A 13,385-nucleotide genomic window follows, 5' to 3' on the forward strand; every position below is an offset into this window, starting at 1 on the left:
AAAAGCGAGCCCGAGGGCTCGCCCAATGTCGCTCATCAGAGAGGCCGCGAGGTCCCTCCAACGCCGACTCACCTCGAACTCATCTCACCTCAACTCATTCATTTGGACGCCCACACCGTGCCGGCCGGGTTGTTGACCGGCACGCCGACGGCGTTGCCGTACTCGGTCCACGAGCCGTCGTAGTTGCGCACGTTCTTGTAGCCCAGGATCTTGTGCAGCGCGAACCAGGTGTGGCTCGAGCGCTCGCCGATGCGGCAGTAGGTGATGGCCGGCTTGCTGCCGTCGATGCCGACGGCCGCGTAGATCGCCTTCAGCTCGGCGGCCGACTTGAAGGTGCCGTCTTCGTTCACCGCGCGGCCCCAGGGCACGTTGGCCGCGCCGGGCACGTGGCCCGCGCGCACCGCCAGTTCGGCGGCGCCGGCCGGCGCGAAGATCTTGCCGCTGTACTCGTCGGCCGAGCGGATGTCGACCAGCTTCGCGTCGGAGCGGCCCTCGGCCACGGCCAGCACGTCGGCCAGCCGCGCGCGCAGCTGCGGGTTGGGCTGCGTCACCTTGAAGCGCGTGGCGACATGCTCGGGCGCGCGGTTGTCGAGCACGCGGTTCTCGGCCTCCCACTTCTTGCGCCCGCCGTCGAGCAGCTTCACGTTCTGCACGCCGTACTGGTCGAACACCCAGGCGCCCCAGGCGGCGAACCAGTTGTTGGTGTCGCCGTAGAGGATGACGGTGGTGTCCTTGTCGACACCGGCCGCCGACAGCAGCTTCTCGAACTCCGCCTGGCTCACGATGTCGCGGCGCACGCGGTCGTTGAGGTCGTTGTGCCACGAGAAATTCACCGCGCCCGGAATGTGGCCGCGCTCGTACAGGCCCGGGTTCACGCTGACCTCGATCACGCGCAGCTTCGGGTTGCGCAGGTTCTTCTCGAGCCAGTCGGTGGAGACCAGCGGACCGCTGCCGTCGGCCGAGGCCTGCGCGAAGGCCGACGGTGCGGTGGCCAGGAAGGTCAGCGTGGCGAGGGACGCGGCGCGCCACCATCTGCTGAAGATCGACATGCGGGACTCCTTGTGTTGAATGGAAGACATCAGAAACAGATCAGAGCGAACTCTAGGCAGGCAGCGCGCGATCACCAACGAAGCGTTTGCGATAAGCGCATGCGCAAAGCGTCTGAGGCTCAGGCGAGTGCGGCCTCTTGATGTGGCAGCTCGGCGCGCACGCGCCAGCCCAGTTCGGGCGCGATGCGCACCGCCAGGTCGTCCAGGATCTGCTCGTAGGCCTCGCTGTCGAAGTTGTAGGGCAGCTCCACGCGCAGCTCGCTCACCAGCGGCAGCACCGGGTCGCGGTGCAGGCGCTCCAGGATCTCGTCGGCGCTGCCCACGAGGTCGCCGGCGAACAGCGTGCGGCGCTCGCCCTGCGGCGACAGGGTGCGCTCGACGCGGCCCGCGGCGAAGGCGCGGTAGCGCCGCCGCGTGGCGGCATCGGCGCCGTCCAGCGGCACGATCACGCGGCCCAGCGCGATCCGTCCACGTCGCGCGCCCGGCACTTCGCTGGCGCGGTAGCGTTCGACGAGGCCGGTCTGCGCCTCGAGGAAATCGTCGGTGGTCTCGCCCGTGAGCACGTTGCCCAGCAGCAAGTGAAAGCCGTTGCGCCCCGCCCATTCGGCCGAGCGCAGCGACCCGCCGCCGTACCAGAGCCGCCCGACCAGCCCGGGTGCATAGGGCTGCACGCGCGGACGCACGCGCCCGCCGGCCGATTCGACCACCGTGTCTTCGTCGCCCAGCAGCACGTCTTCGAGGTTGGCGCGCAGCCGCGCCACGCGCTTGTGCGTGAAGTCGACCGTGGCCGGCGGTGCGTCCTGAAAGCGCCCGCCCAGCAAGGCACCGTGCGGCGGCGCGCCCGCGCTCAGGCCCACCTGCAGGCGCCCGCGCGAGAGCACGTCGACGGTGGCCAGGTCTTCGGCGAGCCGGAACGGGTTCTCGTAGCCCATCTGGATCACGGCCGCGCCGAGTTCGATGCGGCGCGTGCGCTGCGTGGCGGCGGCCAGGAAGGTCGGCGCCGACGACACGGCACGCTCCAGGTGGCGCTGGCGCACCCAGGCGCTGTCGAAGCCGCGCCGCTCGCCGAATTCAAAGAGCCGCAGCGCGGCCTCGAGGCCGGCGTGCGGGTCGGCCTCGTCGTAGTTGCCGGGCGTGAGGAAACCGATGTGGTGGATGGTCATGGTCGTGTCGCTCGCGGGGTCAGAACTTCGGCAACCCCGGCGGGTTGACCTCCGATTTCGGCAGCGCCTCTTCCGCCAGACGCCAGCGCGCGAGCGCCTTGGCGTAGGTGCCGTTGCGGATCAGGTTGTTGGCCGCGGTGCTCAGCGCCACCGCCAGGCCGCTGCCCTTGCGCGTGGCCACGGCCACGTCCGACTTCAGCGGCCAGCCCGCGTTGACCGTGCCCGCGAGCCGCAGCTGCCCGTTCTTCGCGGCCTCGTAGGCCTGCGGTGCGTTGGGGTTGAAGTTGGCGTCGACGCGTTTCGTCGTCACTGCCAGCCAGCGCGTCACATCGTCGTCGTAATACTGGATCGACACCGGCTTCAGGCCCGCGGCCACGTTCTGCCGGTCCCATTCGAGCAGGATGCGTTCCTGGTTGGTTCCCGCGCCGGTCGTGAGCTTCAGGCCCGCCACGTCCTTCGGCTCCTTGATCGACTGGATGGCGCTGTCGGTGCGCACGTAGAAGCCGTGCAGGCCGAGCCGGTAGGTCGAGAAGTCGAACTTCTCCTTGCGCTGCTCAGTCACGCCCACATTGGAGATCACGGCGTCGTACTTGCCCGAGCTCAGGCCCAGCGGCCAGTCGGCCCAGGCGACGGGCCGCAGTTCCAGCTTCAGGCCCAGCGCCTCGGCGATGAGATGGGCAAAGTCGGGGTCGAAGCCCACCACCGTCTTCGCGTCGGTGGCATAGGTGGAGATCGGCGGCGCGAACGGCGCGATGGCGATGGTCAGCACGCCCTCCTTCACGAACTTGAAGCTCGGCGGAATGGCGTTGACGGCCTCGGCGTCCTTGCCGGTGTGCAGGCGGCCCTTCTGCTCGGGGCTGAAGTCGAAGGCGTCGGCGGCCTGCGCCGGCGCGAACGCCATCAGCCCGAGGGCGGCCAGCGCCCCCAGTTTTTTCTTGAGCGACATGGTCCCCTCCCCTCAGTTCTTCGGCAGACCGGGCGGGTTGGTGCGCGCCACCTCGATGGCCTCGGACGCCAGGTTCCAGCGCGACAGGGCCTTGCCGTAGTTGCCGTTTTTGATCTGCGTGTTCAGCGCCAGCGTCACGGCTTCGGCAATGCCCGAGCCCTTGCGCGAGGTGACGGCGATCTCGGCGTTGAGCGGCCAGCCGCCCGACACCAGGCCCGCGAGCCGGGTCTTGCCGTCGCGCGCCTCGTAGGCCGCGATGGCGTTGGGGCCCACGTACGCGTCGGCGCGGCCCGACTGGATGGCCAGGCGCTGCACCACATCGTCGTCGTAGTACTGGATCTCGATGGGCTTGAGGCCGGCGGCGAGGTTCTGCTTGTTCCAGCGCAGCAGGATCTGCTCCTGGTTCGTGCTGGCCGTCACGATGAGCTTCAGGCCCGCGATGTCCTTCGGCTCCTTGATGGCGCCGAGCTTGCTGTCCGACTTCACGTAGATGCCCAGCTGGTCGTTGCGGTAGGTCGAGAAGTCGAACTTCTCCTTGCGCTCCTCGGTGACGGTCACGTTGGACACCACCACGTCGAACTTGCCCGACTGCAGGCCCAGCGGCCAGTCGGCCCAGGCGGTGGACACCAGCTCCAGCTTGCGCCCCAGGCTGTCGGCCACGAGCTGCGCGATGTCGGGCGCGTTGCCCACGGGCGTCTTCGTGTCGGTGGCGTAGGCCGCGAACGGCAACCGGCCGGTGGTGGTGCCCACGACGAGCACGCCTTCCTTGAGGAACTTGAAGTCCTTCGCGAGCCGCACGGCCTCGTCGATCTTCTGCGCGCGCGGGCGACCGGGCTGCTCGGGGCTCAGGTCGGGCGCCGGGGCGGTCTGGGCCGTGGCGGCGATCGGCAGCAAGGCCGCCAGGAGAACGGACAGGAGAAGGCGTCGATGGGTCATGAAATCGGTCAGTTTGAGAAATGGGGGAAAGGAAAAAATCTCAGAGCACCTTGGCCAGGAACTCGGCTGTGCGCGGGTGCCTCGGCGCGTTGAACACCTGTTCGGGCGTGCCGGTCTCGAGGATGCGGCCCTGCTCCATGAAGACCACGGTGTCGGCCACCTCGCGGGCAAAGCCGATCTCGTGCGTCACGATGACCAGCGTGGTGCCGGAGCTCGCGAGCTCCTCGATCACCGCGAGCACCTCGCCCACCAGTTCGGGGTCGAGCGCCGAGGTGGGCTCGTCGAACAGCAGCACCTTGGGCTTGAGCGCCAGTGCGCGCGCGATCGCCACGCGCTGCTGCTGGCCGCCCGAGAGCTGGCGCGGGTACGCGTCCTTGCGGTCGGCCAGGCCGACGCGGGCCAGCAGGTCGGTGGCCAGCGCCTCGGCCTCGGCGCGCGGCAGGCCGCGCACCGACTGCGGCGCCTCGACGATGTTCTCCAGCACCGTGAGGTGCGGGAACAGATTGAAGTTCTGGAACACCATGCCCACGTCGACGCGGCGCGTGAGGATGTCCTTCTCGTGCAGCTCGTACAGCGTGTCGGCGTCGCGCCGGTAGCCGATGAGCTCGCCGTCGATGGCAATGAAGCCGTCGTCCACGCGCTCCAGGTGGTTGATGGTGCGCAGCAGCGTCGACTTGCCCGAGCCCGAGGGCCCGAGGATCACGGTGACGCTGCCGCGCGGCGCGGTGAAGGTCACGTCGTCGAGCACCTGCAGCGCGCCGAAGCGCTTGGACACGCCGTGGATCGTCACCTCGCCGCCGGGCGCGCGCGAGCCGTTCCAGCGCGGCACCTGCGCGGGCGCCGGCGCCGGTGCCGACACGGGCACCGCGGCCGGCGCCCTGCCCCGCGCCCACAGCCCGTGCACCACGCCGCCCAGCCACGAGCGCGGCGCGTGGCGCAGCGCCCCGCGCGAGAAATGCCGCTCGATGTAGTGCTGTGCCACCGACAGCACCGTGAGGATCACGAGGTACCACACGGTCGCCACCATGAGCAGCGGAATCACTTCCAGGTTGCGCCGGTAGATGATCTGGATCGTGTAGAACAGCTCGGGCAGCGCCAGGATGTAGAGGTTCGAGGTGCCCTTGGCCAGCCCGATGATGTCGTTGAAGGCCGTCGGCAGGATGCTGCGCATGGCCTGCGGCAGCACGATGCGCGAAGCCTGGCGCCGGCGCGAAAGGCCCAGCGCGGCGGCTGCCTCGAGCTGCCCCTGGTCCACCGACAGGATGCCCCCGCGCACGATCTCCGAGGCGAAGGCCGCCTGGTTCAGCGTGAGGCCCAGCAACGCCGCCACGAAGGGGCTGATGAGCTGCGTGGTCGGGTACGAGAAGAACGTCAGGTCGGTGAACGGCACGCCCAGCGACACGGTCTCGTACAGGTAGCCCAGGTTGTTGATGATCAAGAGCAGCACGATCACCGGCACCGAGCGAAAGAGCCAGGTGAACACCCAGGCCAGCCGCGCCAAGAGCGGCGAGCGCGACACCCGCGCCAGCGCCAGCCCGGTGCCGAAGAAGAAGCCCAGCACCGCGCCCAGCGCCGTGAGCAGCAGCGTGCGGCCCAGCCCGGCCAGCACCGGCTCCGAGAAGAACCACTGCGCGAACACCGGCCAGCCCCAGCGCGGATTGGTGAGCACCGAATGCAGCACGAGGCCGATCACCGCCACCGCGAAGACGGTGCCGACGGTGCGCGCCGGGTAGGTCGCGGGCACGATGCGAAAGTGCGAGTAGTCGCCCTTGGCGGGCGGTGTCGCGTCGCTGCGGCCGATTGGTCGTGCGGGTGCTGTGGGGGTGCGCGGCTCCGGGCCGACATCGAGGATGGTGGTCGTGTTCATCGCGACACCGCCTCGCTCAGTGCCGCCCCGGCACGGCCTTGCGCGGCCCACTGCGCCAGGTGCTTCTCGAACGGCAGCTTGCGCGGCGTCTCGGGATCGGCGTCGTCCGTGAACAGCGCCGTGTAGCCATGGCTGCGGTACAGGCCCACGGCCTCGGGCTGGCGAAAGCCCGTCGTGAGGTAGATGCGCTCGTAGCCCTGGCGCAGCACCTGCGCCTCCAGCTCGGCCAGCACGCGGCTGGCCAGGCCCTGGCGGCGCAGCGCGCCATGCGTCCACACGCGCTTGAGCTCGGCGGTGCGCTCGTCGTGGCGCATGAAGGCACCGCCGCCGATCGCCACGCCGTCGCGCAGCAGCAGCACGAAGTTGCCGTGCGGCGGCGCGAACACCTCGGGCGGGTAGCGGTCGATCTCGCGCGGCGCACCGGGTTCGCGCAGCACGTCGTCGTAGCGGCTGTCGTACTCGAAGGTAAGGCCTTCGATCAACGGCCGGGCCAGCGGGTCCAGCGGCGTGGTGTAGAGAAACTGTTCGCTCATGGGGTGGTTTCCTGGGTGTCGCCGTCGGCGGAAAGAAAGCGCTCGGCCAGCCGGGCCCAGTACACGGCCGCGGGCGCGAGGATCGCGTCGTTGAAGTCGTAGCGCGGGCTGTGCAGCGAGGCGCTTTCGCCGTTGCCGAAGAACACGTAGCTGCCGGGGCGCGCCTGCAGCATGTAGGCGAAGTCTTCGCTGGCGGTGCGTGGGCGGAAGGCCGGGTCGACCCGCTGCGCGCCGAAGGTGTCGAGTGCCACGGCGCGTGCGAAGGCTGTTTCTTCCGCGTGGTTGACCACCGGCGGAAAGCCCGGTCGGTAGTCCACCTCGGCCTGCGCGCCGAAGCTCTCGGCCTGCGCCCGCGCCAGGGCGGGAATGCGCTGTGCCAGCAGCGCGCGCACCTCGGGCTTGAACGAACGTGCCGTGAGCTTGAGCTCGACCGTGTTCGGAATCACGTTGGAGGCCTCGCCGCCGTGGATGGAGCCCACCGTGATCACGCCCATGTCCAGCGGATCGACGTTGCGCGACACCACGGTCTGCAGCGCCGCGATCAGGTGCGCGCTCGCGACCACGGGGTCGACCGTCTCGTGCGGCTGCGCGCCGTGGCCGCCCTTGCCACGCACCGTGATGTGGGCCTGGTCGATGGCCGCCATCGCGGGCCCGGTGACGCAGCCCACGTGCCCCGCGCCCACGCCGGGCCAGTTGTGCAGGCCGAAGATGGCGTCGCACGGGAAGCGTGTGAACAGGCCCTCGTCGATCATCTTCTTGGCGCCCGCGCCGAGCTCTTCGGCGGGCTGGAAGATCAGGTGCAGCGTGCCGCGAAAGCTGCCCGCCTCGGCCAGGAAGCGCGCCGCCGCGAGCAGGATCGCCGTGTGGCCGTCGTGGCCGCAGGCATGCATCACGCCCGCGTTCTCGCTCGCGTACGGCAAGCCCGTGGCCTCGTGGATCGGCAGCGCGTCCATGTCGGCGCGGATGCCGAGGCTGCGCCCCGGCCCGCGCCGCAGCGTGCCCACCACGCCGGTGCCGGCCAGGCCGGTCGTAACCTCGTAGCCCCAGGCCGCGAGCCGCTCGGCCACGAGCTTCGAGGTACGGTGCTCCTTGAACGACAGCTCGGGGTGCTGGTGGATGTCGCGCCGCAGCGCAATGAATTCGTCGCCGTAGCCGGCAATGGTCGATTCGACGCGGTGGATGTCCTTGAGGGCCGGTCGAGGCAGCGCGGCGCCCATCAGGCGGCCTTGCGCTCGGCGGTGGCGCCGCCCTGCGGCGCGGCATGGCGGCTCGCCTTGCGCGGCAGGCCCAGGTGGTCGCGCAGGGTCTGGCCGGGCAGCGTGCGCTGGTAGCGGCCGCGCGCCTCCAGCGCCGGAATCACGAACTCGATGAAGTCATTGAGGCCCTGCCCCAGCACCGGGAAGCCGAGGATGAAGCCGTCGGCCGCGCCCTCGTCCACCCAGCGGATGATCTCGTCGGCGATGCGCTCGCCCGTGCCCACGAACTGCGTGCGCGGCGTGGCGACTTCGAGCGCCACCTCGCGCAGCGTCTGGCCCTTGGCCTTGGCATTCGCCTTGATGCGGTCGGTGGTCGAACGGAAGCTGTTGCGGCCGATCTCGCCCAGCTCGGGGAACGGCGCATCCAGCGGGTACTGGCTGAAGTCGTGGTGGTCGAAGAAGCGACCCAGGTAGGCCAGTGCCTCTTCGACCGTCAGCAATGCGCGGATGGCGAGGTACTTGGCCTCGGCCTCGGCTTCCGTGGCCGCCACCACCGGGCCGATGCCCGGGAAGATCTTCACGTCGCCGGCCTGCCGCCCCTGCGCCACGGCGCTGGCCTTCACCTGCTTGAGGAAGGCGCGCGTGTCTTCCAGCGAGGGCGAATGGGTGAACACCGCGTCGGCGTACTTGCCCGCCAGGCCGATGCCCGCGTCCGACGAGCCGGCCTGGAAGATCACCGGCTGCCCCTGCGGCGAGCGCTGGATGTTCAACGGCCCCGCCACCTGGAAGAAGCGGCCCTTGTGGTCCAGCGTGTGCAGCTTGTCGCGGTCGAAGAAGCGGCCGCTCTCGCGGTCGCGCACGAAGGCGTCGTCGTCCCAGCTGTCCCACAGGCCCTGCGTCACGGCCAGGTACTCGTCGGCAATCTCGTAGCGCAGCGCGTGCTCGGGATGCGCGCGGCTGTAGTTCTTCGCGCTGCCTTCCAGCGGCGTGGTCACCACGTTCCAGCCCGCGCGCCCGCCGCTGATGAGGTCCAGCGAGGCGAACTGCCGCGCCACCGTGAACGGGTCGCTGTACGAGCTGGAGATGGTGCCCGCCAGGCCGATCTTCGAGGTGACGGCGGCCAGCGCCGACAGGATCGAGATCGGCTCGAAGCGGTTGAGGAAGTGCGGGATCGACTTCTCGTTGATGTAGAGCCCGTCGGCCACGAACGCGAAGGCGATGCCCGCGGCCTCGGCCTTCTGCGCGTTGCGGATGAAGAAGTCGAGGTTGACGCTGGCATCGGCCGGTCCGCCCGGGTGCTTCCACGCATTCATGTGGCTGCCGGCCCCTTGCAGCATGACGCCGAACTGGATGTTGCTCATGACGATCGTTCTTGTGATGGGAAAAACAAAAAAACTCAGGCCAGTGCGGGCTCGCGGGCCTGCGCCAGCAGCTCGACCGCCGTGGCGCGCGCGCCGAAGTCCGCCACCGGGATGTCGATCACGAACTCCTCGATGCCGTGGCGTGCGCTGAGGGCCTCGAGCGCGTCGCGCACCTCGTCGGCGGTGCCGGCGATGACGTGCGGGCGCCGCTCCTCGGTGCGGTAGTCGCTGGCGCCGGCCTGCCGCGCGAACTCGGCGGCGGCTTCGAGGCTGGGCAGGTTCACGCTCTGGCCCGTGGGCAAGGTCACGCGGAAGCTGCGCAGCGCGCCCACGCGCTCGGCGGCCTCGTCGTGCGTTTCCGCGGCGAAGGCGAACAGCGCGAGCAGCGGCGCGCGGCCGGTCGCGCCACGGTAGGCGTCGATCGATTGCTCGATGTTCACGGGGTCGCCGTTGAAGTGGCCCGCGTAGACGAACTGCCAGCCCAGCCGCGCCGCGAGCAGCGCGCTCTCGGGGCTGCCGCCCAGCAGCACGCGCTGCGGCGCCACCGGCGGAAACGGCGTGGCCACGGCGCCGGCCAGCGCATGGTCGGCGGGCACGCCGTCGTGCAGGAAGGCGTCGAGCTCGCGCAGGCGCGCTTCGAAATCGAGGGCCTTCGCCTTCGCCGGGTCGTGCAGCGATTGCAGCGCCTTGCTGGTCAGCGGCAGGCCGCCCGGTGCCTTGCCAATGCCCAGGTCGACACGGCCCGGCGCCAGCGAGGCCAGCACCTTGAAGGTCTCCGCCACCTTGAACGGGCTGTAGTGCTGGAGCATGACGCCGCCGGTGCCGATGCGGATGCGCGAGGTCTTCGCCAGCAGGTGCGAGGCCAGCACCTCGGGCGCCGAACCGGCGTAGGTGCGGTTGCCGTGGTGCTCGGCCAGCCAGTAGCGGCGATAGCCGAGCCGTTCGGCGCGCCGGGCCAGCGCGATGGTGTGCTGGAACGCCTGCGCGGCGTCGGCACCTTCGGGGATCAGGCTCTTGTCGAGCAGGGAGAGCGAGTAGGACACGGTGTTCGGCGATGGCGCAGTGGAAGCGGGTGTGCTTCAAATTCTGCGAGCCATCGCACGGGCCGTTTGCGCTGAATTCCTCTATCGATATCTGGAATCTGCGGGGTCGCGCGGCTCACCAGGCATAGGGCAGGAGCGCCGCCACGGCCGTGGCGTGCAGCCGCCTGCGCACGCGCAGTGGCACATGGCCATGCGGTGCGCGGCGTGCCACTTCATGCGGCGACGCCGGCGCGATGCACCAGGCGATGGCGGTCAGCGCGAGGACGTGGCGGGCCTGTGCGGCCGGGGATGAAGAGGCGACGGTGTGCAGTGGCATGGCGGGCGGTTTCCCTGGTTCGATGCCGCCGATTCTGCGAAGCGCACCCGCCGTTGCCAACGACGGATTGCGAATGTCCTGATGCGGTTTGCATCGCATCCGCGCGCTCAAAGGAGTTGCCCCGCCCCCCGTGCACTGGCTACGATGGGCACGCAACCACCCAAGGAGCAGCCGCCATGTCGAACCATGTCTACAAGTCGCTCGAGCTGACGGGCTCGTCCAAGACCAGCATCGAGGACGCGGTGCAGACCGCCATCGCGAAGGCGCACGAGACGGTGCGCAACATCCAGTGGTTCACCGTCACCGAGACGCGCGGCCACGTGGTCGACGGCAAGGTCGCGCACTGGCAGGTGACGGTGAAGATCGGCTTCACGCTCGAGTAGCCGCAACGCGGCCTTGACGGGTCAGGCGCGCAGCGCTGACGTGCCGTCGTAGATGTAGCGGCGCGACCATGGCAGCGTGCTTGCCGCCCTGCCCGCCTTGCGCCCCACGATCTGGTAGATCGCCACGTCGTCGTTCTCGAAGGCATAGGCGCAGCCCGCGAGGTAGATGCGCCAGATGCGGAACTTCTCTTCGTCGACCAGCGCGCGCGCCTCGTCGGCATGGGCCTCGTAGGCGTCGCTCCAGTGGCGCAGCGTCTGCGCGTAGTGCCGGCGCAGGTTCTCCACGTCGAAGGCTTCGAGCCCGCCCTGCTGCATGGCCTGCAGCGCGAGGCTGATGTGCGGCAGCTCGCCGTTGGGGAACACGTAGCGGTCGATGAAGTCGCCGCCACCGTACGACACACCGCCGCCCTCGGGGTCGGACGAGGTGATGCCGTGGTTCATGACGATGCCGTCGTCGGCCAGCAGCTGCTGCACGCGCTTGAAGTACTCGGGCAGGTTCTTGCGGCCCACGTGCTCGAACATGCCGACGCTGGTGATGCGGTCGAACTGGCCGGTCACGTCGCGGTAGTCCTGCAGGCGGATCTCGATGCGGTCTGCGAGGCCTGCGGCCTTCACGCGTTCGGTCGCGAGGTCGAACTGGTTCTGCGACAGCGTGACGCCGACGCAGCGCGCACCGAACTTCTGCGCCGCGCGGATCACCAGCGCGCCCCAGCCGCAGCCGATGTCGAGCAGCGTCTGCCCCGGCTGGAGTTCGATCTTGGTGAGGATGTGGTCTATTTTCTTCAGCTGCGCGGTGGCCAGGTCTTCGTCGCCGTTCTCGAAGTAGGCGCACGAATAGACCATGTTCGCGTCGAGCCACAGTTGGTAGAACGCGTTCGACACGTCGTAGTGGTACTCGATGGATTTCTTGTCCGACGACTTGGTGTGCGCGAAGTAGCGCGCCATGCTCTGCAGCGCGCCGCCGGGCTTGTCGAGCGAGGTCTTCGCCAGGCCGTAGGCGATGTCGATCACGTCGCTGAGCTTGCCTTCGATGTCGATCTTGCTCTTGACGTAGGCCTCGCCCAGGTTGTCGAGCGTGGGCTGCAGCATCAGCGACAGCGCCGCGGGCGATTTCACGTGCAGCGTGACCGCCGGCCCGCTGAAGTCACCGAAGTCGTAGGACTGGCCGTCCCACAGGGTGAGCCGCGCGGGCAGGTTGGCCCGTGCGCGGACCGCGGCGCTCCACTGCGCCAGCTTCTTTTCCCAAAGCATGCATCTCTCCGAGTTGTTGAGTAGTCCCGCCTCCACGGGCGGACGGGTGCTGCAGCGAACAAAACGATAGCGAGATTTGGCGAAACCTGCATTTCCACGACGACGCAAGAAATCGCGGCAGGTGCTATGTTGAAAGCCCCCTCGCGCGGGGCCCGGGCCTACGCGGCTTCCATCGAGGTCGCGTCGTTGCCGGCCTCGCCGAGCCAGCGGCGCTTGTCGCGCAGCGGCGGCGCGCCGAACATGCGGCCGTACTCGCGCGCGAACTGCGAGGGGCTTTCGTAGCCCACGTTGTGCGCGGCGCTGGCCACGTCGGTACCGGCAATCAGCATCTGGCGGCGCGCCTCCTGCAGGCGCAGCTGCTTCTGGTACTGCAACGGGCTCATCGCCGTCACGGCCTTGAAGTGGTGGTGGAACGACGACACGCTCATGTGCACCGCGCGCGCCATGTCTTCCACGCGCAGCGACTGCGCGTAGTTGGTGCGCAGCGCGCTGATGGCTTTCGCGATGCGCTGCGTGTGGCTGTCGTGCAGCGCGATCTGGCGCAGCCGCGCGCCCTCGCCGTTCACCAGCAGCCGGTACATGATCTCGCGCTTGATGAGCGGCGCCATGATCGGAATGTCTTCGGGCGTGTCGAGCAGCCGCAGCAGGCGCAGCACGGGCTCCAGCACCGGCATGGCGATGCGGTTGACGTACATGCCGCGCGAGGCCGGCGCGTTGGCCTTGGCCGGCAGCTTCTCGTCGCCGATGAGGTCGCCGATCTCGTCGAGCGCCAGCTCCAGCCGCACGCCCAGGTAGGGCTCGTTCTCGCTGGTCACGCACACCTGGCCGCACACCGGCAGGTCGACCGAGGTGACGAGGTAGTTCATGGGGTCGTACACGTAGATGTCGTCGCCCACGATGATCCGTTTGGAGCCCTGCGCAATGAGGCCCAGCGCCGGCGTCGCGAAGCCGTGCTTGGGGCCGTCGGGCTTGCTGATGCAGTGCACCTGCAGGCCGGGCACGGCGCATTCGACCGTGCCGTCCTGCCCGCGCGTGATGTGGCGGATGAGCTGCACCAGCTCTTCGCGGGCGGCATCGAGTTCGGGTTCCAGCGGCATCGGCATGGCGAGGACGGTGGCGGTGTCGGGGGTTTCATCAGACATGGGTAGGCCTCTGACAAAGGAGAGCGGCCGCGGTGGCGGCCATGGAGGATTGGGCTGCCCGCAGCTTAGCGTCGCATCCTCTCCTTCGCACGGCCTGCGCACGAGGTCTGGAGAAATAGGCAAAGACTTTGCAGAAACGCGCTCGCCCGCCGGGGCGCGCCGGCGGGATACTTTTTCGCAACCGCCGGCCACCCGTCAG

13 protein-coding genes are annotated in these 13,385 nt (G+C 69.2%); 1 reads left to right on the top strand and 12 read right to left on the bottom strand.

Annotated features, from left to right (window positions below; genetic code table 11):
* Nucleotides 1–98 precede the first annotated feature (98 nt).
* The 10 genes from AC1RLW_RS04955 to AC1RLW_RS05000 all read right to left on the bottom strand — a co-directional run bounded on the left by AC1RLW_RS04955 (nucleotide 99) and on the right by AC1RLW_RS05000 (nucleotide 10,410).
* Nucleotides 99–1,049, bottom strand: a complete 951-nt coding sequence (locus tag AC1RLW_RS04955) for a sulfurtransferase (protein WP_062472823.1) — start codon at nucleotides 1,047–1,049, stop codon at nucleotides 99–101.
* Nucleotides 1,050–1,168: 119 nt separating this feature from the next.
* Nucleotides 1,169–2,212, bottom strand: a complete 1,044-nt coding sequence (locus tag AC1RLW_RS04960) for an LLM class flavin-dependent oxidoreductase (protein ID WP_307638257.1) — start codon at nucleotides 2,210–2,212, stop codon at nucleotides 1,169–1,171.
* A gap of 19 nt (nucleotides 2,213–2,231) precedes the next feature.
* Nucleotides 2,232–3,158 (bottom strand): ABC transporter substrate-binding protein, encoded by a 927-nt coding sequence (locus AC1RLW_RS04965; protein WP_493192378.1) that lies wholly within the window; start codon nucleotides 3,156–3,158, stop codon nucleotides 2,232–2,234.
* Nucleotides 3,159–3,170: 12 nt separating this feature from the next.
* On the bottom strand, nucleotides 3,171–4,094 hold the full coding sequence (locus AC1RLW_RS04970) for an ABC transporter substrate-binding protein (RefSeq protein WP_159271873.1): 924 nt from the start codon (nucleotides 4,092–4,094) through the stop codon (nucleotides 3,171–3,173).
* 40 nt (nucleotides 4,095–4,134) lie between these two features.
* A complete protein-coding gene (locus AC1RLW_RS04975) occupies nucleotides 4,135–5,961 on the bottom strand; it encodes an amino acid ABC transporter permease/ATP-binding protein (protein WP_493192379.1) in 1,827 nt (608 codons plus the stop codon).
* Nucleotides 5,958–6,494: a GNAT family N-acetyltransferase gene (locus AC1RLW_RS04980; RefSeq protein ID WP_493192380.1), complete on the bottom strand. Its 537-nt coding sequence runs from the start codon at nucleotides 6,492–6,494 to the stop codon at nucleotides 5,958–5,960. The genes AC1RLW_RS04975 and AC1RLW_RS04980 overlap by 4 nt, the downstream gene beginning before the upstream one ends.
* Nucleotides 6,491–7,711, bottom strand: coding sequence for a M20 aminoacylase family protein (locus AC1RLW_RS04985; protein WP_493192381.1), 1,221 nt, complete (start codon nucleotides 7,709–7,711; stop codon nucleotides 6,491–6,493). The genes AC1RLW_RS04980 and AC1RLW_RS04985 overlap by 4 nt, the downstream gene beginning before the upstream one ends.
* The gene (locus AC1RLW_RS04990; protein WP_493192382.1) at nucleotides 7,711–9,051 is read right to left on the bottom strand and encodes an LLM class flavin-dependent oxidoreductase; all 1,341 of its coding nucleotides are present in this window, start codon (nucleotides 9,049–9,051) and stop codon (nucleotides 7,711–7,713) included. Before AC1RLW_RS04990 ends, AC1RLW_RS04985 begins: the two co-directional genes overlap by 1 nt.
* Before the next feature lie 35 nt (nucleotides 9,052–9,086).
* Nucleotides 9,087–10,094, bottom strand: coding sequence for an LLM class flavin-dependent oxidoreductase (locus AC1RLW_RS04995; RefSeq protein WP_493192383.1), 1,008 nt, complete (start codon nucleotides 10,092–10,094; stop codon nucleotides 9,087–9,089).
* A 115-nt stretch (nucleotides 10,095–10,209) separates the two neighbouring features.
* The gene (locus tag AC1RLW_RS05000; protein WP_062482175.1) at nucleotides 10,210–10,410 is read right to left on the bottom strand and encodes a hypothetical protein; all 201 of its coding nucleotides are present in this window, start codon (nucleotides 10,408–10,410) and stop codon (nucleotides 10,210–10,212) included.
* Between the two features lie 176 nt (nucleotides 10,411–10,586).
* Between AC1RLW_RS05000 and AC1RLW_RS05005 the strand changes: the two genes are divergently transcribed.
* Entirely contained in the window at nucleotides 10,587–10,793 is a 207-nt protein-coding gene (locus tag AC1RLW_RS05005; RefSeq protein WP_062482179.1) for a dodecin, read from the top strand.
* Between the two features lie 21 nt (nucleotides 10,794–10,814).
* Here the strand turns inward: AC1RLW_RS05005 and AC1RLW_RS05010 are convergent, their stop codons facing one another.
* Nucleotides 10,815–12,044 (bottom strand): SAM-dependent methyltransferase, encoded by a 1,230-nt coding sequence (locus tag AC1RLW_RS05010; protein ID WP_307638263.1) that lies wholly within the window; start codon nucleotides 12,042–12,044, stop codon nucleotides 10,815–10,817.
* Between the two features lie 158 nt (nucleotides 12,045–12,202).
* Entirely contained in the window at nucleotides 12,203–13,186 is a 984-nt protein-coding gene (locus AC1RLW_RS05015) for an AraC family transcriptional regulator (protein ID WP_062482185.1), read from the bottom strand.
* Nucleotides 13,187–13,385: the final 199 nt, after the last annotated feature.

The organism is Variovorax sp. GW822-FHT04A09 (assembly GCF_058801005.1).

What these genes read in the sequence shown, in the direction of transcription:
- AC1RLW_RS04955 (WP_062472823.1), bottom strand. Translation starts at nt 1,049, where the DNA reads ATGTCGATCTTCAGCAGATGGTGGCGCGCCGCGTCCCTCGCCACGCTG.
- AC1RLW_RS04960 (WP_307638257.1), bottom strand. Translation starts at nt 2,212, where the DNA reads ATGACCATCCACCACATCGGTTTCCTCACGCCCGGCAACTACGACGAG.
- AC1RLW_RS04965 (WP_493192378.1), bottom strand. Translation starts at nt 3,158, where the DNA reads ATGTCGCTCAAGAAAAAACTGGGGGCGCTGGCCGCCCTCGGGCTGATG.
- AC1RLW_RS04970 (WP_159271873.1), bottom strand. Translation starts at nt 4,094, where the DNA reads ATGACCCATCGACGCCTTCTCCTGTCCGTTCTCCTGGCGGCCTTGCTG.
- AC1RLW_RS04975 (WP_493192379.1), bottom strand. Translation starts at nt 5,961, where the DNA reads ATGAACACGACCACCATCCTCGATGTCGGCCCGGAGCCGCGCACCCCC.
- AC1RLW_RS04980 (WP_493192380.1), bottom strand. Translation starts at nt 6,494, where the DNA reads ATGAGCGAACAGTTTCTCTACACCACGCCGCTGGACCCGCTGGCCCGG.
- AC1RLW_RS04985 (WP_493192381.1), bottom strand. Translation starts at nt 7,711, where the DNA reads ATGGGCGCCGCGCTGCCTCGACCGGCCCTCAAGGACATCCACCGCGTC.
- AC1RLW_RS04990 (WP_493192382.1), bottom strand. Translation starts at nt 9,051, where the DNA reads ATGAGCAACATCCAGTTCGGCGTCATGCTGCAAGGGGCCGGCAGCCAC.
- AC1RLW_RS05000 (WP_062482175.1), bottom strand. Translation starts at nt 10,410, where the DNA reads ATGCCACTGCACACCGTCGCCTCTTCATCCCCGGCCGCACAGGCCCGC.
- AC1RLW_RS05005 (WP_062482179.1), top strand. Translation starts at nt 10,587, where the DNA reads ATGTCGAACCATGTCTACAAGTCGCTCGAGCTGACGGGCTCGTCCAAG.
- AC1RLW_RS05010 (WP_307638263.1), bottom strand. Translation starts at nt 12,044, where the DNA reads ATGCTTTGGGAAAAGAAGCTGGCGCAGTGGAGCGCCGCGGTCCGCGCA.
- AC1RLW_RS05015 (WP_062482185.1), bottom strand. Translation starts at nt 13,186, where the DNA reads ATGTCTGATGAAACCCCCGACACCGCCACCGTCCTCGCCATGCCGATG.